At 38.4% G+C, this 24,891-nt stretch carries 20 protein-coding genes; 6 read left to right on the forward strand and 14 right to left on the reverse strand.

The window, feature by feature from the left end:
• Nucleotides 1-42: 42 nt before the first annotated feature.
• On the reverse strand, nt 43-540 hold the full coding sequence (ilvN, locus tag PS1M3_RS19225) for an acetolactate synthase small subunit (protein ID WP_006793425.1): 498 nt from the start codon (nt 538-540) through the stop codon (nt 43-45).
• The gene (locus PS1M3_RS19230) at nt 540-2,267 is read right to left on the reverse strand and encodes an acetolactate synthase 3 large subunit (RefSeq protein ID WP_008129190.1); all 1,728 of its coding nucleotides are present in this window, start codon (nt 2,265-2,267) and stop codon (nt 540-542) included. The genes ilvN and PS1M3_RS19230 overlap by 1 nt, the downstream gene beginning before the upstream one ends.
• A 483-nt stretch (nt 2,268-2,750) precedes the next feature.
• Here PS1M3_RS19230 and PS1M3_RS19235 point away from each other — a divergent pair, with 483 nt between their 5' ends.
• A complete protein-coding gene (locus PS1M3_RS19235) occupies nt 2,751-5,765 on the forward strand; it encodes an immune inhibitor A domain-containing protein (RefSeq protein ID WP_203987521.1) in 3,015 nt (1,004 codons plus the stop codon).
• A 52-nt stretch (nt 5,766-5,817) separates the two neighbouring features.
• Here PS1M3_RS19235 and PS1M3_RS19240 read toward each other — a convergent pair whose 3' ends face one another.
• From PS1M3_RS19240 to PS1M3_RS19265, 6 genes are all read right to left on the reverse strand, one after another.
• Nucleotides 5,818-6,825 (reverse strand): isocitrate dehydrogenase, encoded by a 1,008-nt coding sequence (locus PS1M3_RS19240; RefSeq protein WP_006793428.1) that lies wholly within the window; start codon nt 6,823-6,825, stop codon nt 5,818-5,820.
• Nucleotides 6,826-7,011: 186 nt separating this feature from the next.
• Complete coding sequence (locus PS1M3_RS19245) at nt 7,012-8,700, reverse strand: hypothetical protein (protein WP_033025369.1); 1,689 nt, start codon at nt 8,698-8,700, stop codon at nt 7,012-7,014.
• Nucleotides 8,701-8,707: 7 nt separating this feature from the next.
• Nucleotides 8,708-9,094, reverse strand: coding sequence for a DUF3192 domain-containing protein (locus PS1M3_RS19250; protein WP_033019488.1), 387 nt, complete (start codon nt 9,092-9,094; stop codon nt 8,708-8,710).
• 69 nt (nt 9,095-9,163) lie between these two features.
• Nucleotides 9,164-9,937, reverse strand: a complete 774-nt coding sequence (xni, locus tag PS1M3_RS19255; protein WP_008129180.1) for a flap endonuclease Xni — start codon at nt 9,935-9,937, stop codon at nt 9,164-9,166.
• A 10-nt stretch (nt 9,938-9,947) separates the two neighbouring features.
• Nucleotides 9,948-11,291, reverse strand: coding sequence for a nucleotide 5'-monophosphate nucleosidase PpnN (ppnN, locus tag PS1M3_RS19260; RefSeq protein ID WP_203987523.1), 1,344 nt, complete (start codon nt 11,289-11,291; stop codon nt 9,948-9,950).
• Between the two features lie 71 nt (nt 11,292-11,362).
• Nucleotides 11,363-12,898 carry a GGDEF domain-containing protein gene (locus PS1M3_RS19265; protein WP_008129175.1) on the reverse strand — a complete coding sequence of 512 codons (1,536 nt, stop codon included), beginning with the start codon at nt 12,896-12,898 and terminating at the stop codon, nt 11,363-11,365.
• Nucleotides 12,899-13,102: 204 nt separating this feature from the next.
• Between PS1M3_RS19265 and PS1M3_RS19270 the strand changes: the two genes are divergently transcribed.
• The 5 genes from PS1M3_RS19270 (at nt 13,103) to PS1M3_RS19290 (ending at nt 21,095) form a co-directional block, all read left to right on the forward strand.
• Nucleotides 13,103-14,884 carry a M61 family metallopeptidase gene (locus tag PS1M3_RS19270; protein WP_203987525.1) on the forward strand — a complete coding sequence of 594 codons (1,782 nt, stop codon included), beginning with the start codon at nt 13,103-13,105 and terminating at the stop codon, nt 14,882-14,884.
• Between the two features lie 155 nt (nt 14,885-15,039).
• Nucleotides 15,040-17,127: a bifunctional diguanylate cyclase/phosphodiesterase gene (locus tag PS1M3_RS19275; protein ID WP_203987527.1), complete on the forward strand. Its 2,088-nt coding sequence runs from the start codon at nt 15,040-15,042 to the stop codon at nt 17,125-17,127.
• Between the two features lie 429 nt (nt 17,128-17,556).
• Entirely contained in the window at nt 17,557-18,828 is a 1,272-nt protein-coding gene (locus PS1M3_RS19280) for an O-acetylhomoserine aminocarboxypropyltransferase/cysteine synthase family protein (RefSeq protein WP_203987529.1), read from the forward strand.
• A 258-nt stretch (nt 18,829-19,086) separates the two neighbouring features.
• Nucleotides 19,087-19,467 carry a BlaI/MecI/CopY family transcriptional regulator gene (locus tag PS1M3_RS19285; RefSeq protein ID WP_008129167.1) on the forward strand — a complete coding sequence of 127 codons (381 nt, stop codon included), beginning with the start codon at nt 19,087-19,089 and terminating at the stop codon, nt 19,465-19,467.
• 113 nt (nt 19,468-19,580) lie between these two features.
• On the forward strand, nt 19,581-21,095 hold the full coding sequence (locus PS1M3_RS19290; protein ID WP_008129166.1) for a M56 family metallopeptidase: 1,515 nt from the start codon (nt 19,581-19,583) through the stop codon (nt 21,093-21,095).
• Here PS1M3_RS19290 and PS1M3_RS19295 read toward each other — a convergent pair.
• From PS1M3_RS19295 to PS1M3_RS19320, 6 genes are all read right to left on the reverse strand, one after another.
• Nucleotides 21,090-21,887 carry a glycosyltransferase family 25 protein gene (locus PS1M3_RS19295; RefSeq protein WP_203987531.1) on the reverse strand — a complete coding sequence of 266 codons (798 nt, stop codon included), beginning with the start codon at nt 21,885-21,887 and terminating at the stop codon, nt 21,090-21,092. The two genes, PS1M3_RS19290 and PS1M3_RS19295, sit on opposite strands and share 6 nt — an antisense overlap.
• Nucleotides 21,888-21,950: 63 nt before the next feature.
• Nucleotides 21,951-22,136, reverse strand: a complete 186-nt coding sequence (locus PS1M3_RS19300) for a DUF1289 domain-containing protein (RefSeq protein WP_006793440.1) — start codon at nt 22,134-22,136, stop codon at nt 21,951-21,953.
• Nucleotides 22,137-22,138: 2 nt separating this feature from the next.
• Nucleotides 22,139-22,669, reverse strand: coding sequence for a hypothetical protein (locus PS1M3_RS19305; protein WP_033025356.1), 531 nt, complete (start codon nt 22,667-22,669; stop codon nt 22,139-22,141).
• A 119-nt stretch (nt 22,670-22,788) separates the two neighbouring features.
• Nucleotides 22,789-23,403, reverse strand: coding sequence for a bifunctional phosphoribosyl-AMP cyclohydrolase/phosphoribosyl-ATP diphosphatase HisIE (hisIE, locus tag PS1M3_RS19310; protein ID WP_006793442.1), 615 nt, complete (start codon nt 23,401-23,403; stop codon nt 22,789-22,791).
• Entirely contained in the window at nt 23,394-24,173 is a 780-nt protein-coding gene (gene hisF, locus PS1M3_RS19315; protein WP_006793443.1) for an imidazole glycerol phosphate synthase subunit HisF, read from the reverse strand. The genes hisIE and hisF overlap by 10 nt, the downstream gene beginning before the upstream one ends.
• Complete coding sequence (locus PS1M3_RS19320; protein WP_203987533.1) at nt 24,155-24,889, reverse strand: 1-(5-phosphoribosyl)-5-[(5-phosphoribosylamino)methylideneamino] imidazole-4-carboxamide isomerase; 735 nt, start codon at nt 24,887-24,889, stop codon at nt 24,155-24,157. Before PS1M3_RS19320 ends, hisF begins: the two co-directional genes overlap by 19 nt.
• Nucleotides 24,890-24,891: the final 2 nt, after the last annotated feature.

A 24,891-nucleotide genomic window follows, 5' to 3' on the forward strand; every position in this document is an offset into this window, starting at 1 on the left:
GTGTTGAAAAAGCCGTAATGTAACGGCTCAGTATTTGAAAAGTTATGCTTTTAAGGCTTTATCGCCTCTACCAATTCCAACTGCACCTGAACGTACAACTTCTATGATATCTGTTTCATGGCGTAGCGTATCTAAAAATGATTCTATTTTGTCTGTGCTGCTCACAAGTTGTAAGCTGTAACTCTGACGGCCCATATCTAAAATATCACCTTTAAACACATCTACTACACGAGTAACTGCGGCACGCGTTGTTTCGTCTTGTGCAAATACTTTTACAAGGAGTAGTTCTCGTTCAATGTGGCTCATTTCTGTTAAATCAATAATTTTTAATACATCAACGAGCTTGTTAACTTGCTTGGTAATTTGTTCAACAATTCGGTCGTCACCCATTGTTGTTATGGTAATACGCGATAAAGACTGATCGTCAGTAGTACCTACCGTTAGGCTGTCAATGTTATATGCTCGTTGTGAAAATAGTCCAACAATACGAGATAGTGCACCGGGTTCGTTTTCTAATAATATTGATAAAATACGACGCATTATGCTTTAACTCCTTTACGTAACCACATTTCGTCAATGCCACCTAATTTAATTTGCATTGGGTACACATGTTCTTTTTCGTCGACAAGTATGTCTAAAAATACTAGACGATCCGTTATGCTCATTGCTTTGTCAATCGCGGGTTGAAGCTCGTCAAGTGTGTTTACCTGAATACCAACGTGGCCATAGCTTTCAACTAATTTTATAAAGTCAGGTAGTGAGTCCATGTAAGATGATGAATGACGACCGCCGTACACCATATCTTGCCATTGGCGTACCATTCCTAATGAGCGGTTGTTAAGAGAGACGACTTTAACGGCTAAGTTGTACTGCAAGCACGTAGAAAGCTCTTGAATGTTCATTTGAATAGAACCATCGCCAGTTACGCACACCGACTCTTTATCAGGAAATGCGAGCTTAACGCCCATGGCAGCCGGTAAACCAAAGCCCATAGTGCCTAATCCGCCTGAATTGATCCATTGGCGAGGGTATTTAAATGGGTAATACTGTGCTGCAAACATTTGATGCTGCCCTACATCAGAGCTGATGTATGCTTCGCCGTCTGTTGCTTTATAAAGCGCTTCAATGACAGCTTGAGGCTTGATTTTTTCTGAAGGGCTTTGTTTGTAACCCAAACATTTTTGTTCGCGCCAGCTAATAATTTGTCGCCACCAATCTTCTTGTGCACTGCGATCTATTTGAATTGTGCTTTTGTCTATTCCATCTTGTAGTTGTTTAAGTACAGTGTCTAAACAACCTACCACAGGTATATGCGCCTTAATGGTTTTAGAAATAGAGGTAGGGTCTACATCTACGTGAACAATAGTTGCATTAGGGCAAAACTTTTTAACGTTATTTGTAACCCGATCATCAAAGCGAGCGCCTAATGCTAATATAACGTCGGCATTTGCCATAGCTTTGTTGGCCTCTAGCGTGCCATGCATCCCGAGCATACCGATAAAATTGGGGTGAACCCCTGAAATACCACCCAGACCCATCAAAGTGTTGGTAATAGGTGCATTCAATGATTCTACTAAGCGTGTTAATTGCTCTGAGGTGTTTGAGATGATAATGCCACCCCCAGAATATATAACTAGCTTTTTAGCTTCCAATATAGCGGCCACTGCTTTTCTAATTTGTTTTGAATGGCCTTTGGTATTTGGGCTGTAAGTTCGAAGTTCAGTCGTTGCAGGGAAGTCGTATTCAAATTTGACAGCAGGATTAAGCATATCTTTTGGTAGCTCAACAACAACAGGCCCAGGGCGACCAGTGCTTGCAATATAAAAAGCTTTTGCCAAAATTGCAGGTATTTCTTGTGCACTTCTGCAGTTAAAGCTGTGTTTTACAATTGGTCGAGAGCAACCAACTATGTCTGTTTCTTGGAAGGCGTCGTCACCAATTAGACTAGTAGGTACCTGCCCAGATAATACAACCATCGGAATTGAGTCCATGTACGCAGTTGCAATACCGGTTATACAATTTGTAGCACCAGGGCCTGAAGTAGCAAGAACAACACCGACCTCACCAGTAGCACGTGCATAACCGTCAGCCATGTGTGTTGCTGCTTGTTCATGCCTAACTAAGATGTGCTCAATATCATTTTGTTGAAAAAGTGCATCGTATAAATCTAATACTGAGCCACCTGGGTAGCCAAATATATATTTTACCTTTAATTCTTTTAATGCCTGAACGACTAGTTCAGAGCCATTATACTCTTGTTTGCTCATCCTCATTCCTCTGCGCTTTTTTGTGCATAAAAAAACCCCCGCGTGGTGCGGGGGTTTTTAAAAAGCAGTATTACCTTTTAATACATCCCCGCTGGGCTTATTACTAAGACCAGTACGAGAACGACTAGAAGGTTAAATTGTGTTTTCATAGTTATTTACTCTACTCAGCAAAACACTGCTTTGATGTGAAATTTTATATGGGTTTATTTTTAAGTGTTTTAAGTGTTTATGTCAACCTTGAATGTTGTTTTTTGCATTTTAAATTCGTTTTTTATTGTTTTTTAGTGGTTTGTTGCTTTTTGTGCGTTTGATTTGAAGTTTTTAGGGAGATAATATGCAGTGCGCTTGTTTTTGCTTTGTTTGCTGTTGTTTTAGTAGTAAGCAATTATAGATTGCTTACGTATACTTTAAGCTGGTTTATAACATGTTTAAATAGTTGTTATTAGGTATGATGTGCTTAACAAATTGTTTGAGGAATATACAGTGAACAAAATAGCGTTACTTACTCTTATTACTACGTTGTTTAGCTCTATAACTGTAGCTAAAACATCTACTCCGCACGATGTAGGTGTGACCAACAAAGAACGAATTTTGTATTGGCTTAATAAAAAAGAAGACTTAACTTCCGATGAGTTAGAAGCGTCTTACAATGAATACATCAATAACAAATCACCTGTGCAAGTAGCGTTAAAAAATGGGTTTAGTCAGCTACCTCGTTTATCGACATATAACTCAATACAAAAGGGGCTCTTACCTAGTGAACAATCTAGTTTTTCAGCGGGGTTAACCCCAGATGATCGAGTCAATACCGTTAAAGTATTAACTATTTTAGTTGATTTTCCTGATTTAAAGCACGACGAAAACCAGTTAACTCCCCAAGACACTGATATGTTTTATACCGACTACTCCCACGATCATTACCAGCAGATGCTGTTTAACACTAACGGCTATGAAGGCCCTGACGGACAGGTTCTTTTATCGGCGGCCGATTATTATAAAGCGGCTTCTGGCAACAGCCTTAATTTTGAAGGGCAAGTTTACGGGTGGGTAACTGCAAATAATAACGCTAAATTTTATGGTGAACGTTTAGGCTCTACCCGAGATAAAAATGCGCCGAGCCTTGTAAAAGAAGCTGTTGAAAAAGCGGTTGCACAATTTAATATTAATTTGGCTGATTATGACTTAACTGATCTTGATGACATAGACGGTGATGGTATTACCGACGAACCAAATGGGATAATCGATCATGTTATGATTTTTCATTCTAGTATTGGTGAAGAGTCGGGCGGGGGTTATTTATCAACAGATGCAATTTGGTCACATCGTTATTATGTTTTAGACGAAAATAGCCAACCAACTGAAGTTGTTGGGAGTGATATAAAGCTATTTGGATACACAATAAACCCTATTGATGCCGCCATTGGTGTTGTTGTTCATGAGTTTGGGCACGATTTAGGTTTAAAAGATGAATACGATTTACAGTCTAATACGGTAGGTGAGCCTGTCGCCTCATGGTCGGTTATGTCGTCAGGTACGTGGGCGGGTTCACCACGAGGGTCTGAGCCAGTAATGTTTAGCCCATATGCGCTAGAATATCTTCAAACACGCTACCAAGGTAATTGGGTAAACCAGCTTAGCCTTGATATGGATGAGGTTGTTACGAACCCAGTGCAAGTGATTAATAACGCATCAAGTACGTCTAAATCACAAAGCCAAGTAAAGGTCACATTGCCACCAAGGCTTGAAAAATTTAAAACGCCAGTCGAAGGCGTTTTTCAATATTATTCAAATACCGGCGATAATCTTAATACTCGTTTAGTGAACACCATTAATTTACCAAGCACGACAGAATCGCTTATGCTGAGCTTTGTTGCTTTTTATAGCATTGAGCAAGATTATGACTTAGTTCAAATAAAGGTTAATGGTGTGCCAATCGCGGGTAACTATACGCAACCTACTAACCCTTTCTATGGCAATATTGGTCCTTATATTACAGGTGATTCATTTTTAAATCCTGATGCACAACTTCCTAACGGATACTTAACGCATCAATTTGATTTATCTGCTTATGCAGGGCAAACAATAGAGTTACAAGTACAATACTTAACAGACGCTAATACGCATTATTATGGTTTTGTTATTGACGATATGCGCATTGAGCAAAATGGTTCATTAATTTGGCAAAATAACGCAGAAACTCAAAGTAATACGACCTTATCCGGGTTTGCAAAAGTAGGGAGTTATGTATTTGCTATGCCATCTTACTACTACCTGCAGTTGCGTGACTATTCGGGTATAGATAGTGGATTACAAAAAGAAGGTTACTCGCCGGGATTATTACTGTGGTACAGCGATGAGTCGCACAATGATAACAATACAACTGAGCACCCCGGTAGCGGTTTTGCATTGGTTGTTGACGCAGATCAGCGTGCTATCAATAAAGGAAGCACGCAATCACCAGCAAATACCGCTATTCAAATAAGAGATGCCGCATTTAGCCTTTATGCTCAACGAGCAGGGCTAGGAGATGACGATTTATCTGCTATCAGCTCTTTTAGTGACGAGATGGACTATCGCTTTGCAGAACAAGCTGAATCGGGTGTTAAATTACCACAAGTTGGCTTTGGTTTTAGGCTCACAAACCAAGAAAACGATAATCAAAGCATAGAAATATTATTAAATTACGAGCCATCAAATGGCATTAGTTACTCACTCTCAGATTTCACAGCAGATTTTACAGTTGATGGATTGACGCTTTCGCCATCTGATACGTTTACTTGGGATTTTGGTGACGGCAGAACAAGTTCTGAGTTATCCCCTTCGCACGTTTTTGAGAGTTACGGACGCTATGATGTTACATTTACGGCAAGCAACGGTGAAGAAGAGCAGGTAGCAACAACAACAGTCATTATTGCCGCACCCCTGAGTATTACTGAAATTGATTACGAAATAACACAAGGGCTACTAACGGCAAAAGCTGAAGTTGCAGGAGGGTTAGCACCATACAGTTATTTGTGGAATTTAGGCGATGGCAGTTCGCTAGCATCACAAGCCATTGCATATGACTATTTACACTCGGGTGATTATTTATTGTCGCTAACAGTGACTGACGACCAAGGAATGTCGGTATCTCAAAACGTAAATGTAAACGTCAATGTTCCACTGGCAGTTAATACCGGTTTTTCAACAAATAATTTAACGGTCCAATTTAACGCGGATGTCATAGGTGGGTTTAAAAATTATACTTATAGCTGGGATTTTGGTGACGGCAGTGAGCTTTCTCAAGTTCAAAACCCAGGTCATACGTATCAAAATGCGGGCAGTTATTCTGTTATTTTAACTATAACCGACACAATTACGGGAGAGGTTATTAGTGATGACTTATCCGTAACGGTAGCACAATCTCAAACTAATAGCGGTTCAAGCTCAAGTGGAGGGGCGCTTGGCGGGTTATTAATTTTTATGTTGTTAATTTCAATTAGATTTAAACGCACTTAAATGGCATAAAAAAGCCAGCAAAAATGCTGGCTTTTTTGAACGTTTTATTAAATTACAGGCGGTCGATCACTGACTGTGTGAAATCAGTTGTTCCGTGGCTGCCACCTAAATCACGTGTAGTACGGTCACCTGATTTAATTACATCAGCAACAGCGCTGCGAATACGTTCAGCTGTGTCACCCATGTTTAAGTGCTCTAGCATTTGAATAGACGCTAAAATTACTGAGGTAGGGTTTGCTAGGTTTTTACCCGCGATATCTGGTGCGCTACCGTGCACAGCTTCAAAAATTGCAGCATCTTCACCAATGTTTGCACCTGGTGCCATACCTAAACCGCCTACTAAGCCAGCACATAGGTCTGATAAAATATCACCAAATAAGTTAGTCGTTACAACAACGTCAAACTCTTCTGGTGTCATTACAAGTTTCATACACGTTGCATCAACAATCATCTCTGTTGATTCAATTTGTGGGTAACGCTCAGCTACTTCACGAGCAACTTTTAAAAATAAGCCAGAAGTAGATTTTAAAATGTTCGCTTTGTGAACCGCTGTTACTTTTTTACGGCCTTCTCGTACCGCAAGCTCATAAGCAAATGTTACGATTTTTTCAGCGCCTTCACGCGTTATTACAGACTTTGCTTCTGCTTCATTGCCGTCTTCGCTCACTACTTGGCCAGCGCCTGAGTACATACCTTGTGTGTTTTCGCGAATAGTGATGATATCAATATCATCGTAACGTGCTTTAGTGCCTACAAATGATTTTACTGGACGTACGTTAGCGTATAAGCCAAATTGCTTGCGCAGTGTTACGTTAATAGACGTAAAACCTTCACCTACAGGGGTAGTTAACGGGCCCTTAAGTGTGATTTTGTTTTTAGCAATTGTATCAATTGTCTCTTGTGGAAGTAACTCACCTGTTTTTTCTAGAGCGGCTAGGCCAGCATCAACAAATTCATAATCAAAATCGCATCCTGCGGCTTTTAGTATTTCAAGTGCTGAGTCGATGATGCTAGGACCGATGCCGTCGCCTTTGATCACTGTGATGGTTTGTTTGGCCATTATCTTTTCCTTTAAAGAGTTTGATGTGCACATAAATAATTACTCTGAGAGAGTAGCTGCTTGTTAGGTCATTTATGTGAATGGTTGAAAATTTTAAGGGCGCATTTATACCAATTTAACGCTTATTTTGCCAGTTTATAGAATAAATAATGGGTATAACCTGTATTTATAGTGGTAATAACCGAACTAAATATTGTTATATATTTGAAGATTTCCTAATTGGTCGTAAAAAGTCCGCTCTTCATTCCAGCCATTTAATTTTAGTTGTTCACTAAGAGTTTGCTGTTGCCATGGGGTTAATTTTAGTTCTGGTTTGAAAACCTGTTGCGCAATTACTTTTAAAGCGACCCATAGCTTATGTTTATTTGTTAGCTGTTTTTTTGCTGTGTGCTCTGCCTGTAACAATGTGTTTGCCCAAGGGTTATCGCTCAGCAATTGTGAAAACAATGATTCGATGTGTTCATTTTTAATACTTTCTACACCAAAAAATGCACTAAATGGTGCACTTAGCGTTTTGTTAGGCACTTCATCGATAGCTATTTTTCGTGTTAAGTGAGTACTGCATTGGGTTAACATAAAATGAGTATATGCATACAGAGGTAAAGTTATGTGCTCAAATTGATACTGCTTATTAGGTGCTACCAATAAAGCCATTATTTTTACTAAGCTGTCTAATCTATTTACTATAAACCTTTGTAGTGGATGGGGTGTTGAATTCACCAATTGCTCAAATACAACGCGCTGAATAATCGCAGGTGCATTATTGTATCCAACCATCGACAAGCTATGGCGGAGATCTTTAGCTGCTTGATGTTCTTTATTATAAGGTTTTACGGCTTCACATACTCGCGCAATAATCTCAGGGTGATGACCCATTATTTTATTCAAACCTTTAAAACTATATTCTTGGTTAACTTTAATTTGACTAATTAACTCAATTAGTTGCCTTGGTTTATCTAAACTGCTTGGCTGGTTAATAGTAATATGTTCACTGTTCCATACACTGTATATAAGCTTTTTATCTGCACACTTCCATTGTTTGGGATTGTCTTTTAGTGACGCTTTTATTCTATACCAAGCTAATTTCTGTTTATTTTCTGAGTTAACTAAAATGTGTCGGTTTTGTTTGTCGGTCGCTAAATAAACCATACTTTGATCTTGATATATAACTCGGCTACCAGCTAAAAAGGGTCCGACGTCGGCCACGTAAGACTTCACCAAATGTTGTGCAAACAGATTTGGCGTGCGTAAATATAAGTCGGCCAAAGCTTGATAAAAACTTATGTGCTTTTTAGCAGGGGTATGAGTTATATTCATTGCTATTATATTAGCTAATGCAACAAGCGTAATTCCACCATCGTAAAGCATTGTTTTAGGCGTGTTTACAAGGGCTTGCTTATATTTATTTAGTTTAGCGAGTATATGTGTAATAGGGGCTGCGCTATTGCCGCAGCTCAACATTATTTTTGCTGCAAATTGGTGGCGAAGCTGCCAAATTTTTTTATCATTGGCACTAAATTTAGACTGTTCAGCTAGCTTATTTAACTGCGAACAAACACATATATGCTCCACAAGCGCAGCGCTAATATAAAGTTCGGTAAGTTTTTTATCGTAATTTTGGCTAGCGCATAAGCCGGCGGTAATTACACATTGGCTTATAACTAAATTAGTCGAATAGCTGTATTGAGGATTAAATAACGTTAATTTAGACAACAGTGCATTAGGGCAGTGTTCGTATAAGATTCTATATTGTTCAGCTAATTTACAAGCCATAGGGTATAAGGCTTGCCATTGCTCTTTGTTATTATAGCCGGTTAAAAAACGCTGCGTATTTTCGTGCAGTTGCTTTAAACGATTCGCAAGAGGCTCATCCATTATGCCTTCACCTAACTTCTTCCTGATATTTACTGTACGCACTAGGTCCCCATAAAATGAGCTGGCCATTTTTAAATAATAAACCTGTGCATTCATCCATTGTCGTTATCCCGTCTGACGTAATATGCTGAGTACGATAAAAAATAATCTGTAATACTTGTTCGTTATCCCGCTTAGCAAATGTCAGGTCTGGGCTACCAAGATAATCAAGTACGGTATTGAGTGTAGTTTGAGAATCTAGCGAAAGTTTTTCAATGTAGCGCTTGTTAAATGACTCTCGATCTTGCCAAATCATAGCTTGAGGATCGTCTTTGTAAAAAGCAATCACCAAAGTTGCAATGAGCGCATATAGCCCCAATCCTAAAATTAAATACCGTATAAACTTTTTCAACACTATTTACCTTAAATACTACCACGGGTATTAGTATACGTTTTGCTATAAATACACGCTATTTACTTGCGACTAATTAAGCCTGAGCTGCTTTAAACTAAACCCTAAATTTATATCTGTTCTTAAACTAACCAATTGTTTGGAGATAACGTACATATCCATATTGGTTTCAAGTTTTTTGCGTAGTCCTGAATTAAGTAATTCATCACTTAATGCTTCATTTATAGAGGTGTAATTATTAACAAGCTGTTGAGCTGATTTTATACCAACGCCTTTAACACCAGGTATATCATTCGTTTTATCGCCTGCAAGCGCCCAAAAGTCGACGAGTCTATTCTTATCTACCCCAAAGCGTTCATGTATTGCAGGTTCATCTAAATGCTGCCTTTTAAAGTAATCGTAAATATGTATTTCACTGTTTAAATACGGTAAAAATCCCTTGTCAGTGGATACGATAGTACTCGTGATTTTATTATCAGCAGCTTTGCAAGCAAGGGTGGCAATAATATCGTCAGCTTCATCATTTTTTGGTTCAAAAACAACAATGCCGGTTTCCTCTATTGCTGATTTAAAATGATGCAACGCACTTTTTAGCGTTTCAGGCATTGGGGCTCTGGAGTGTTTATAATGTTCATAAAAGTGATAACGCCAACTTTTATCCCCATCAAATATCGCAATAGCATGTGTTGCATCCGTTATGCGAAGCATTTTTTTGCATGCTTGAGCTACACGTTCGCTGCACATATGCACTAATTGCTCTTCGTTGCTATGTTTTTGGTTAGCATCAACTGCGTAAATGCGCCTAATTAAATTAAGCGCATCAATTAATAATAAATGGGGTTTCAAACTGTACGACTCATGCTTTTATTTTGTAACACGGAATATACTTACTACCAGGAAGTTTCATACGACCTTGATCAACAAAAGCCTGTAAAAGTACGTCCATATCTTGCATTAAGGCAGGCTCACCGCTGAGAGTGTAAGGTCCATGTTCTTTGATTGCTCGAACACCCTCATCTTTAACATTACCCGCAACAATACCTGAAAATGCACGTCGTAAGTTTGCTGCAAGCTGTTGTTTTGGTTGATCCAAATGTAGGTCTAAGCTTGCCATATTTTCATGTGTGGGTGCAAAAGGCTGCTGAAAATCGTGATCAATTTTAAGCGTCCAATTAAAGTAATACGCATCGCCTTCACTTTTTCTATACTCGCGTACATTGGCCATTTTAGATTTTAGCTTTTGACCTACTAAACTCGGATCATCAATAATCACTTCAAATTTGTCTAATGCTTCTTTGCCGAGTGTCATTTCGATAAATTCACAGAGTTTTTCAAAGTAATCTTTACTTTGTTTTGGTCCTGTTAAAATAACGGGCAAACACTGCTTTTCGTTATCTGGATGCAATAAAATCCCTAGTAAGTACAATAGTTCTTCGGCAGTGCCCGCACCACCTGGAAAGATAATAATTGCATGAGCTGTGCGTATAAATGCTTCCAACCGTTTTTCTATATCTGGCAAAATAACGAGTTCGTTTACTATTGGGTTAGGGGGTTCAGCTGCAATAATGCTGGGTTCTGTTAACCCTAAATAACGATTGTTTTTAATGCGTTGTTTAGCATGGCCAATGGTGGCACCTTTCATTGGACCTTTCATTGCCCCAGGTCCACAACCAGTACAAATATTCAATCCACGCAAGCCAAGTTCATAACCCACTTGTTTGGTGTACTTGTACTCAGTTTCGTTTATTGAATGTCCACCCCAACAAACCACCATATTAGGCTCGCTGTTTACACGAAGTGCATGCGCATTTCTGAGCATATCAAACACCATATGAGTTATGGCTTTTTGTTCTTGCAGGTCTTTTTCGTACTTTTGACAAATAAATAAAATATCGCGAATAACTGAAAATATATGTTCGTGTATACCGGTGATTATTTCACCATCTACAAAGGCTGTTTTTGGAGGGTTTTCAAGTTCAATTTTTATACCGCGCTCTCGGCTGAGCAAGCGAATATCAAAATCTTTATACTTGTCGTATATTTGCGAACTTTCGTCTGTGTGGCTGCCTACATTGAGTACCGCTAACACACAATTTCTAAATAATTTATAACGTTCGCTGGTAGAAGATTGTTCTAATAAATCAACCTCTAACTGAGATAGTAAATCTAATACACCAGTTGGGTTTAACTGTATTAACATGGGCGTACTCCTTGCTATTTATGTAAATTACTACTGAGTCATACATTTACAATATTTATAATCGAATGACATTATTTACTTATACAAAGGCGGTCTCTACCTGAATTTTTGGCTTCATACAGAGCGTCATCGGCTCTATCAAAAGCTTTAATTGGCGTATCACCTTTTTTTAATTGCGTAGCGCCTACGGAGATAGTTATTTCAATTTGCTTGTCTTTAAATTTAAACGGGATACTTTTTATAACCTTTCTGAGTTTTTCAAGCGGTGCAACTGCATTATCAACAGTGGTTTCGCTCATTAATAGCACAAATTCTTCACCGCCATATCGTGCTATAAAATCAGATTTTCTTATCGACTTTTGTAATGCTTTTGCAATAACTTGCAACGTTATATCGCCAGCTGTGTGGCCAAATCTATCGTTAATTGACTTAAAGTGGTCAACATCGATAACGACCAGCGTAACATTTGATTGCTGAACATTAAATAAATGCATTTCGTGATTGTAGCGTTCGTCAAAAGCGGCTCTATTAGGTAATTTTGTTAACCCGTCCAGCAGGCTTTTAAAACGTTGATCGTTTAAGCGTTTTTTGTATTTTGTAAGCTTTGTTTCAAGCGTGCCAATACGGCCATTAATCTCATTAAAACTAGATACAAGTATTTCTCTGTCTTCGCGTTCTAGTTTTTCTTTTGCCATAAAGTCTTGAGTTAACGACTTTAACTCATTATCAACAAGCTCTTTTAATGATGAAATAGAAGTCGCAGATTGTGTTTTTTCGTTTAAGCTTTCTATTTTACTTTTAATACTTTTATTTAGGTTTTCAAACTCAGTCCCCATTGAGGTTGAGTGCTTACTTGTAGCGACTATTGATTTGTGTAGTTCTTCAATTGTTTGGTTAAGCGACGATAAAAAGCTTTGCGCTGATTCTCGTTCTTTATTTATATTTTTAACAACAACAGTAATTATATTTATGGCCGTATCGAGCAAAGAACCTAAATTATCGCTTTCAGATATAATGCTCTTAATACGTTTAATTTCTACAGTTGCTTCATCTTCAAGAACTAAGTCGTTAGCGAGTTCAAGCAGCTTTTGCGCTAGTGCAGGCGTGGCCTCACAGCTAATATTGCTATCAGCACGTAGCTTTGTGTTTAATGCCTGATGATAAAAGCTTATTAATTTTTCTAGTAGCGGAATAAAGTCATGAGTGGAGTGGACGTTATTCATTTCGTGATCAAGTAAGTTTCTTAACGAGCGGCGTGTACCCTCTGGCAAGCCTTTGGTTTTTTGTAGTTGTCTGCCAGCAGATAAAACACTTTCTTGCAGGTCACGTTGCTGCGATAGTTGTATGGCTTCTTGCTTTTTTAACAGCTCTATTGTTTCGTCGATTAAAGGGAATAAATCGTCAAAACCAACGCCTTTATTTAATGCGCTTCTAAAGTTAGCAAGTCTGTTATCAAGCTCCGTGTCTAGACCCTTACAGGCTAAAGATAATTTAGATGAGAAAATAGAGAGGGTGTCTACTTGATGTTTTCGCGCGTCTTCAAGTGCCATGCGCGCACCAATTGCTTGTTTAAGTTTTTTCTCTGTAGCAGTAGATTTTTCTGACACCTAGGCAAGCCACCATGATTTGTAATTTTATTATTCTAAGTCTACAACAAATTTATATTAAGTGTAGTTATCTCGGTAAAAACTCTATAATTTTATTAACCTAGTGCGTACAAACTCGTATACATGAGTGTTTATCGCTTTTAATTCACATTTAAATGTTCGCTTGTTAACCTTGAATACAATTAAGGTCTTAATTAGGTTTCTATGAAAAAGTTATTAGTTTTATCAATTTGTGCTGCGTTATCTGCATCTGCATTTGCAGATGTTAACTACTCATTAAGTATTGAACAGCCCCAACACCATCTTGGTGATGTGCGCGTTCAATTCCCTAAATCAGCACAAGCCCATCTTGATATTAAATTACCTTCTTGGCGCACCGGCCGTTATGAAATACTAAATCTTGCCAATGGCGTACGTTACTTTAACCCAACAGATAAAGAGGGTAATCCTTTAAAGTGGGAAAAAATCGATCACAGCACATGGCGTGTTCACATTGATACACCCACAGAAGTAAGTGTAGGGTATCAGGTCTATGCAAACGAGCTTGGCAAACGTGCTCGCCATATTGATGATAGCCACGCTTTTATAGACGCTTCTGGCTTTTTTATGTTTAGCGAATCATTTCGACAAGAGCCTGTAACGGTTAATTTAGATGTTCCAAAGCAGTGGCGTTCAGTATCTGGAATGGATAATTTAGATTCTACTCATTCGTTCAAGGCAGCTAATTACGATGTGCTTGTGGACTCGCCTATAGAAACAGGTATTAACCAGCTTCACTCATTTATCGTTGATGGACGTGAGTACGAATTAGTTATTTGGGGAGAGGGTAACTACGACGTTGAATTAATGCTGCGTGATCTTAAAAAGCTAGTAACAACCGGTAATGTAATTTGGGATAGTTACCCATATGAGCGCTACGTGTTTATGGTGCATGCAACTTCTGGCGCTGGTGGTGCAACCGAGCATTTAAATTCGACCATAATTCAAAGGCCGCGTGATCGATTTGGCTCTCGTGAAGATTATTTAGGTTTCATAAGCACAGCAGCTCATGAGTTTATTCATACTTGGAATGTAAAAGCATATCGTCCAAATGGATTGGTACCTTACGATTACACCAATATGAATTACTCAAAATTACTTTGGATTGCAGAAGGCTCAACAAGCTACTTTGAGGATCATTTATTAGTGCGTTCAGGCATTGAAACGACAGATGAGTTCTTTAAAGGCCTAACAAAAACCATAAATCGGCACTTACAAACACCAGGCAGAGAAGTTCAAAGTGCCAGTGAAACGAGTTTTGATAAATGGATTAACCAAGGTGGGGATCACGGACGCAACTACAGTACCAACATATATTCAGAAGGCTCATTGTTGTCAATGGTACTTGATATTGACTTACTAGAAAAAACAGCGGGTAAAGTAAGTTACCGTGATGTGCATAAAGCACTATATAACAATCATAAGCTACCAGCGGGCTTTGATGAAAAAGACGTACTAAGCATTTTACAAAACCTGACAGGTCTCGATTATTCAAATTGGTGGGAAGAGCATGTTGACTCACCTGCAAATATTAATTTTGACGAGTTGCTTAATAAAGTAGGTTTGACTTTAGAGCGACCGAAAGGTGCTAAGGCTATTGCCAGCATAGACGCAGTGGCTAAAAATACCGGCCAGCTTTTAACATTAACGCATGTTCAACGCGGTGGTAGCGCGTGGAAAGCAGGCTTAACAACTAACGATAAAATTGTAGCTATTAATAAGCTCCATGTTGGTAAAGATTTAAAGTCTAGCCTTGAGACGTTTAAACCTGGAGATAAAGTGGTTATTGACTTTATTCGTCGTGATGCACTACAAAGCCTCACATTAGTATTAACTGAAAAGTTTGATAAACCTAAAAAGTTAACTGCTAATTTACAAGCAAGTGAGAAACAAAAAGCCCTTTTCAAAGCTTGGATGGGTGTTGAGCACCCCAATGATACTAAATAGCATTTAAAAATAGTAAAAAAGGAGCTAAGGCTCCTTTTTTATTGTTCCAACAATTAAAAATAAACCTAAGCTTATTTTTTAAATATATGTGTATGGAAATTCAACAATTAACTTCTATTATAAAATAAGGAAATTTTAAAGGAGATAGTCACAGCATGACTGCCAACTCAATTGTGAATCAATTATCTAAACAGTTTGTAACTAACGATTCATTGCACCAATTATTTGAAAGTGTTAATTCAATCTCAGTGCAAGGTTATGATGATCAAAGGCGAGTTGTGTATTGGAACAAAGGGAGTGAACTCCTTTATGGCTATAAACAAGAGGAAGCACTTGGAAAGAAGCTAGAAGAACTGATAGTACCAGCCCCTATGAGAGACATGGTAATTGAGGCTCATACAAAGTGGATCAATGAAGGCGTAGCAATCCCTGCTGCAGAAATATTACTTAAACATAAAAATGGAACTGACATATACGTTTATTCAAGCCACGCAATGTTTGAAAATGAATTTAAAAACAAGCAAATGTATTGTATAGACATTAATTTGTCGGATGTAAAAAAAGCCCAAGCCATTGCCACATTTAAAGAACAAATGCTAAAAACCATTTTTGAAGCAATCCCAGACTTGCTTTTTTTAATGGACTATAACGGAATAATTATCGATTACCATGCTAATAATCAAGATGCCCTCTATGTCTCCCCTGACCAATTTGTTGGTAATAATATGCTTGATATTTTACCGAAGAGTGTTGCTAAAAAGTTTGAAGTTTACATAGAAAAAGCAATTGAACAAGATGAAATTGTAACGTTTAAATATGAGCTGTCCGTTCCTCAAGGGCAGGTGTATTTTGAAGCAAGAATTAACAAAGTTTTAAAATACGACCAAATAATGATAATTATTCGAGATATAACCGAACAACACCAATCAGAGCAACTCATTCGTAAACAAGCTTATTTCGATAGCCTTACACAATTACCAAACCGTTTACTCGCTCTTGACCGTTTATCACAGCTAACAGTTGAGGCGACTCGTAATGATGAGAAAGCAGCGGTATTTTTCTTAGATTTAGATGATTTTAAAAAAATTAACGATTCACTAGGTCATGAAGCAGGCGATAAAGTTTTAATTGAAACAGCCAATCGTTTACAAAGGGCATTAAGAAAAGCTGACACAATTGGTCGCTTAGGTGGCGACGAGTTCATTATTTTGTCAAAAGGAATTTCCACTCAACAAAATGCTGTGGGTATTGCCGAAAAACTCCTGCAAAATTTTCGAGAACCTTTCACAATTGAGGGGCGAGAGTTAATGTTAACAATTAGCATTGGGGTAGCAATGTTTCCAGATAACGGAAAATCTGTGTCTGACTTATTAAGAAACGCCGACACGGCAATGTATCAAGCCAAAGCTCTGGGTCGAAATACATACTCGTTTTTTACTAATCAAATGAATACTGTAATCCAACGACGCTTAACAATAGAAGAGCAAATGCGAGGTGCATTGCAGCGCAATGAATTCATTCTTTATTACCAACCGCAATTTGATGTTAAAAAGAACGAGATTATAGGGGCAGAAGCATTACTCAGGTGGCTAAACCCTGTACTAGGAAGTGTGGCACCAGATGAGTTTATCCCTATTGCAGAAAAAACAGGCGTGATCATATCTATTGGTGAGTTTGTTATTAAAGAGTCACTTAGTTTACTCAATCGATGGAAGAACGTAGAACAGCTCAACAGAAATTTTTCAATTGCAGTAAATTTATCTCCTAGTCAATTTAAAGACCTGAGCCTGTTTAACTTTATCAAAACATCGTTATCAAATGCGAACATTGAACCCCAAAGTCTTGAACTTGAAATTACAGAAGGTGTTTTAATGAGTGGAGAGTCCAGCATTACTGACACATTAAACGATATAACAAATTTAGGTGTTATATTGTCAATGGATGATTTTGGCACAGGTTATTCCTCGTTAAGTTATTTAAGGAAGTACCCGTTTAATGTACTAAAAATAGACCGTGGTTTTATAAATGGGATTACAAAAAATAATGAGGATTACAGTTTAGTAGAAGCAACAATTGCCATGTCACATGGTTTAGGGTTAAAAGTTGTCGCTGAAGGTGTAGAAACAAAAGAACAACTCACAATATTAAAAGAACTTGGTTGCGATCTAGCTCAAGGATATTATTTTAGTAAACCAATACCTGAGCAGGACCTCATTGATTTTTCGATACGTTTTTATAGTTAACTTGCAGTAAACTTTGTAACGGGTGCGATGTAACTACCGTGTTTAAATAACATTTTTTAAATGGTTTTCTAATTCAAACATAAATCGATTTAAGACCACTTTAATTTATTACTTCCATATATAGCAGCATGAGCCCGTATTTGCTGGGTTTTGACTGTGCCATTGCTCTTAAATCGGTCGAGTTAAATCTGCACTTCACATTCAGCGTCTGCTATGTTTTGAGGTGACAATTTAATAGACAATAAGAATTAACAAGTTTTGTGCATGCTCTAGTATGAGTTAGTAGGAGTTCTAAAATTAAATTAACTAGTTTAATCTTAATTTTCGAATCAAGGGGTTTAATTGTTCTTTTATTGTGAATTTATATTCTTACGTGCATTTAATTACCCTTAAGTGGTATGTTTTAATAATTTACCAAGGGAATTAATTATGAAATTAGAGTCATTAGCACTGCACCACGGTTACGAATCTGAGGCTACGACCAAATCGGCAGCCGTGCCTATCTATCACACTTCTTCTTATACGTTTGATAACACGCAACACGGTGCTGATTTATTCGACTTAAAAGTACCAGGTAATATTTACACCCGCATAATGAACCCTACTAATGCCGTGCTTGAACAGCGTATTGCTGCAATGGAAGGTGGCATTGGTGCGCTAGCGGTAGCCTCGGGCATGGCAGCTATTACCTATGCGATTCAATGCTTATGTGAAGTAGGCACTAATATTGTCAGCACCAGCCAAGTATATGGCGGTACGTATAATTTATTTGCCCATACATTACCCCGCCAAGGTATTGAAGCGCGTATGATTAAGGCTGATGACTTTAGCGCATTCGAAGATGCCATTGATGACAACACCCGTGCTGTTTTTTGTGAATCTATCGGTAACCCTGCAGGTAATATTGTTGATATTGAGCGTTTAGCTAAGATTGCTCATAGCAAAGGTGTCCCACTTATCGTTGATAATACTGTGGCTACACCGTATTTATGCCGGCCATTTGAGCTAGGCGCCGATATAGTGGTTCACTCACTGACAAAGTACATAAACGGGCACGGTACAGCTATTGGCGGTATGATTGTTGATTCAGGTCAATTTGATTGGAAAGCCAATGCCACACGCTTTGCAATGATGAACGAGCCCGATCCGTCGTATCACAATGTGGTTTATACCGAAGCCTTTGCTGAAGCTGCATTTATTGGGCGTTGTAGAGTAGTGCCACTGAGAAATACTGGTGCAGCGCTTGCCCCTAAAAACGCATCCGACATTTTAATCGGCCTTGAAACCTTAGGCTTAAGAATGGATCGCCACTGCGAAAATGCACAGCAGTTAGCTGAGTATTTAGAAAATCACTCTAAAGTACTTTGGGTTAACTACGCTGGTTTAACATTAAGCCCGTATAAAGAAATGAGCCAAAAAATCACCAGTGGCAAAGCATCGGGTATTTTAAGTTTTGGTATTGCGGGTGGCCTTGAAGCGGGTACTCGTTTTATTGATGCACTAAACATGATTTTACGCTTAGTTAATATTGGCGATGCAAAGTCGCTTGCGTGCCATCCAGCGTCAACCACGCACCGTCAATTAAATGATGAAGAACTTGCAAGCGCAGGTGTGAGCCGCGATTTAATTCGTCTATCAGTCGGTATTGAAAACATTGCTGACATAATTGCGGATGTAAGCCAAGCGCTCGATAAAGCATAGTTACCTCACTACCTGTCATAAAAAACTTTAAAGCATAAAAAGCGTTAGTTGAAAATACACTCTCGTTTTTTATGTTTTTCTAAAATCGATTAATAAGTATATCTCTTTATTTTATATGCCTTTTCTATAAAACCTTCTTAAGACTTTTATATTTCTATCGTTTATTTTTTATTCATATGTCAATTTTGTCTTGACACTAAGGTTTCTTACTACTACATTTGTAACAGTACAACTACAAGTGTAGTAATAGGAGCAACAATGAAACTTAGTGATTTTGAAATGGATATTATGCAGCTGCTTTGGCAGGAAGAACCCTGCACCGCAAGTCAACTACATAAAGTACTTTTATCAGATAAACAAAAAGATAAAAAAGTAGCTTATACAACGGTTAAAACCATTGTTGATAGGCTAGAGCAAAAAGGTGCTATAGAGCGCTGTGGGCTTGAAGGGCGAGCTATCGTATTTAGAACTATCGTGACTCAAGACATGTTATCTGAGCAAGCTATGCCTAGTTTTATGCAACGATTTTTTAAAGGTAATTCTCGTAGTTTAATTGCCCACTTTATCAAAGAAGAAAAGCTAAATGATGAAGATATAGAATACTTACAAACGCTTTTAAAAAATAAGAAGTTAGATTAAAGGAGAGGGTAATGACGGATTATTTACTAACTTGCACGCTTATTAGCTTATGTATTTTACTTACAGTAAAAGGGTTATAAAATGCCCCTGCACGATTAAACTTTTACATTTTAATGATTGCCTTGGCATGTTGGTTTGTCCCTTGGCAGTACTTTTCCCAGCTACCGTTATTTGAAGGGACAAATCGTTACACATTCAACGTGGCGCAATTAATTCCCGATGTTAAAGCATTAATACCAAACGCTGAACAAGTAGCAACTAAGGACGAATTACAAAGCGATATGGGTATATGGGACTTATTGCCATCACTTAGTAATGTTTTTATGGTTTTAGTTTTAGCCGGTTTTGGATTGTTTTTATTACGCATGGGCTTATATGTAAAGCTTATAAAAAATCTATACATTAACTCAAAGCCAAGTCCTGAACTTAAACACATCAAAAATCAGTATCCAATTAGGCTAACAACCCATACAGAGCCAGCTTTTGCTACAGGATTAATAAAGCCTGTTATTTGGTTAGAGTCGACGATGATAAATCGTGAAGAATTAGATTCAGTCATTCAGCACGAGGCAACCCATTTACAACAAGGTGATATTTATTGGACGTGGCTTATTTGTTTTATAGAAAGCGTTTTATGGTGGAATCCTATCTGCTTAAAGTTAACTGGTTTAGCAAGAGAGCAACTTGAACTTAGCTGTGACGAGTTGTGTATGGAAAAGCTAAAAGATAAATACCAATTAGATTTAGCCAGCTTATTACTAAAAAAGCAAAACGTTATAAATAAAAACAACTTTTTTACCCCCCCACTTTTGAATATTGCTCATTCTAAGAGCTTTAATATTCAGAGGATCAAAATGTTAAACAAGGAAAAAACAATGAAAAGTAAATATTTGGTTATGGTTGCGGCGGCAATGTCTTTTAGTGCTTTAGCTGCAGCGCAAATTGTAGATGGTAATACGAGTAGTAAACAGCAAAGTAGTAAAACTTCTCAGGTACCTGTAAAAAGTGAAGCTTATAATCAACAACTTGCACAACTTCTTAAAAGTGCAGCAGGGGCAAAAAGTGATAACTCTGAACTGTTAACCCAAGCTGCGCAAGGCATTCAACAATGGCACTTAAATAGAGATAAACTTGCTGGTTTTGAAGAAGCTGAAATCAAACTACAAAGCTTTAGGCTGCTAAATCACGTTTACTCTAAACTCGAGCAATATGAAGATATATTGAGTGCTTACGAAAAATGGTATGAGCCTGGTAGTAACCCGCCTTACTTTTTAAAAAATTCACTAGCAACCGCGTATATACAACTAGGGCGTTATGAGCTTGCAGTTGAAGAGCTTGAAGATTTATCAAAACAGCTTGGAGGGAAACTACATGTTGGCTCTGCTGATAACTTAGCACTGGCATACATTTACCTTGCTGATTACGATAAGGCTTTAAAAACTCTAGAGCAGGTAGATGCAAAAGATGATGTATACGGAAATATCCTTAAATACTATGTTTATGATAAACAAAATAACCGCAAAAAGATGAACGAAATCAGTAGTAAAATCCCAGAAGTATTTGCAGTTACCCCCGCGTTATTACCGCAAACTGGCATACCAGGTTCTCAACTTTTAAGGATGTTATAAGCGTTGAGTAATTAAACTTGGAGCCTTTGAGGCTCCTTTTTCATTTTGTTTAAATTTTTTTACAAAGGCGCTTGTACAAACCTTATTAAAAATACAGCTTTTAATTTGCTGTGCTTTACGCCGCAAAAAAGCTTTTTTAACCTTGGTTTTAGTAGCGCAGCTTGCAATATCGCTCTGTATATCTGTATTTTGCGAAACAGGGTATGGCATAAGCGAAAAACCATTTACGTGTGTTTCCCAAATATGTTGTAAGTCGCAATCTACAGGGCGGCCAAATTGAGCTGTGGCTTTAAGTAATTGCTTAGCCCCTTCATAGCTTATTGCTGTGGCGCAGCAGCCGGTCATTAGTTTTTTATGTATGACTAATCGCTGGTGGTTATTTAGGTTTTGCTGATAGGCAATAGGGCGAGTGCGGTTTTCATAAGCGGCGAGTTTAATAAGCTGCCAGGGCTGCTGTAGCTGCTCAATATTTTTTATCGCATTATGAATGCTGTCATCAATATAAAAATCATCCTCTAGCACAATCGCGTATTTTAATTTCTCATCAACTATTTTTTGCCATGCTTTACGGTGGCTTAAATAGCAGCCAATTTGGCCATTGCTTAGCGGATAGTGATACTGTTGTTTATTCAATTGCGGGCTGTAATGTAGGTACTTTTGTAGTGTACTCAATTGTGCGCCATCTACGGCATCAATACGTTCAAATGGCAAGCTAACACGTGCCAGTTGCGTTTGAGTATTTGCGAGTCGCTGCGTTGAGCGCGCTAAGTTTATTACAAATAATGCTGCCATGATGTTCACCCCCTAGCGTTTTCAGCAATACTAAAGAGGGGCTGTTACACGCAAATGGCAAATTTATGGATTTTTTAAGTCAGCTCGCGGCTGTGCTAAAATGGCGTTTTTTTCTTCTTGAGAAAGAATGATCCAATCAAATATTTCTTCATTAGTTCGACCGCACCCAGTGCAATAACCGCTGCGACGTTCACATATGCCTAAACAGTCGCTTTTTAATTTAGATGTGTTTTTATTCGTTTTTCGCATTATTAAAATCCTAACGGTGGAGCAATTTCAAAGCGAGTAGAAAACCCATTACCTTCTTGATTTGTAGACAGTGTAATAACCGGGTTTTTAGTATCAAGTACAAAGGTGCTGTAAATTGAACTGGCTGTTTCTTTTTGGCTTTCAAACCAACCTGTTTTTGATAGGCATTGGCGTAACTGTTCAGCAAGTGTTTGATGCGAATTTACTGCATGCGTTTGCGCTTTAACAGGTGTTTGGCATTGGTAACTTACTTGCTCAGACTTATTTAAAGTAATTGTACAGGCAGATCCAATGATATGAGTATTAGTGTGCCATTGGTTTGAAAACGGGTTATTCACTTTATCTGCTTTGATTGAATTAAAACCAAACTCATAACCATTTATTAGGTTATTTACGCTGCTACATTCATCGGATGTGATTTTGGTTTTTACTGACTGATGCGTTGTAGTTGCTGTAATTGTGGTCTGATTAGTTTTGCTGGTACAGCCCGCTAAAATAAACATGATAATAAGAAGGATAATATAGTTTTTCATAGTTCACAGTAACCGATAAATTGAGCCATGCACTATAACACACATCATTTATTCAACTAAAAGGGAAAATAAAAAGGCCCATAAAATATGAGCCTCTTTTTAATTTACTTTAGTAGGCGCTATTTATGGCGACCTTGTAGGCATTTTACAACGTCTTCTAGGGCTAAGCCTTGGCGTTGTAGCAATACAGTAAGGTGATAAATTAAATCAGCCGATTCATTAGTAAGCTCATCGTTATCGTGCTTCATTGCGGCAAGCGCTACTTCTACGCCTTCTTCGCCCACTTTTTGACAGCTACGGCTTAAGTCTTTAGCAAATAATGAAGCGGTGTAGCTTTTTGCTGGGTCGTCGTTTTTACGCTCAACAATCACATCTTCTAATTGCGCTAAAAAGCTCAGGCTAGGTTTAGCGTCATCACCAAAGCAGCTTTGTGTGCCTAAGTGACATGTTGGGCCTTCTGGATTAGCCAGTACTAAAATTGAGTCGTAGTCACAATCGGTATGCACCGATACTACGTTTAAGTAGTTTTCTGATGACTCACCTTTGGTCCATAAACGTGACTTTGAACGCGAGTAAAAGGTTACTTTGTTACTTTCAAGCGTCGCCTTTAGTGCTTCGCTGTTCATAAACCCTTGCATTAAAATAACACCAGAGCGAGCATCTTGAACAATCGCAGGGATCATTTCGCTTTTAGCAAAATCTACTTGAGTTTGGTTTTGTTGTGTTACTTGCATAGTCTTGCTGCCACTTGGTTATCGGTTAAAAATTGTTTTAATTCGCCAATGTTAATCACATTTTTGTGAAAAACGCTTGCTGCTAATGCGCCATCGACTTCGCTTTGTTTAAATACATCAACAAAATCTTGCATACTGCCTGCACCGCCAGATGCGATTAAAGGAATATTACATAATGCGCGCATTTTACTTAGCTGCTCATTGTCGTAACCGTTACGTACGCCATCTTGGTTCATACAGTTTAAAACAATTTCGCCTGCGCCTAAGTCTTGTACGCGTTTAACCCATTCCTCGGTTTTGTAACGTGTACGGCTTGATGCATTAGGATCGCCGGTTAATTGATACACTAAATACTCGCCGGTCACTTCATCGTAAAAGCTATCAATACCTACAACAACACATTGCTTACCAAATTCATCGTGTAGCTCTTTTATAAGCTCAGGGCGGGCAATAGCAGGGCTGTTAATACTTATTTTGTCAGCGCCACGCTCTAGTACACGTGCTGCATCGGCTACCGATTTAATACCGCCAGCCACACAAAATGGAATATCGATGTGGCGGGCAATGCTCTCTACCCAATTTACATCAAGTAGGCGTTTTTCAACACTTGCGCTGATTTCATAAAAAACCAGTTCATCGGCGCCGGCATCGCTGTATGCTTTTGCCATTGTTAAAATATCGCCCACTATTTCGTGGCCTTTAAATTTAACGCCTTTTACTACCTGGCCGTCTTTTACATCTAAACACGGGATTATGCGTTTTGATAACATGCCAACGCCTCCTCAACACTAAATGCGCCATCAAGCAGTGATTTACCTAAAATAACGCCACCTACACCAAGCTCTTTAAGCTTTTTAATGTCATCAAGTGAACTTACGCCACCCGAAGCTTGCACTTTAATGCTGCTGTTATGGCGAGTTAAATCTTCATAAAGCTCAAACGATGGGCCAGTCATGGTGCCATCTTTACTGATGTCCGTGCATAAAAAATCAATAACGCCCAAGCTTACATAAAAATCTACAAGCTCAAGTAAACCAAACTCAGATTCACTTAACCAACCATGGGTTGCAGGAGCCCAGCCCGTGGCTGTTTTATTTACATCAAGAGCAATAACAAAGTGCTCGGCGCCAAATTGTTCAATCCAGGCTTTTACTTGCTCGCGTTTTTCTACCGCCATAGAACCAATAACAACTTGGTTAGCACCGGCTTTTAGCCAATCGCTTACATCTTGCTCTGAGCGAATACCGCCGCCCACTTGATATGGTACGTTAAGCGCTTTAGTTGCAGTTTGAATATGTTGCCACTGTTTTTTACTTGGATCGCGTGCACCTTCTAAATCTACAAGGTGCAATTTACCTGCGCCGCTGTCGGCGTATTCTTTTAAGCGTGCGCCAAGCTCAAAAGGGTAAAACTGAGCGGTGTCGTACTTACCTTGGTATAAACGAACAATTTGATTTTGTAATACGTCTAATGCTGGAATAATCACAA

Origin of the sequence: Pseudoalteromonas sp. PS1M3 (assembly GCF_016865405.1) — a bacterium.
In the GTDB taxonomy this organism is placed as follows: Bacteria; Pseudomonadota; Gammaproteobacteria; order Enterobacterales; family Alteromonadaceae; genus Pseudoalteromonas; species Pseudoalteromonas marina.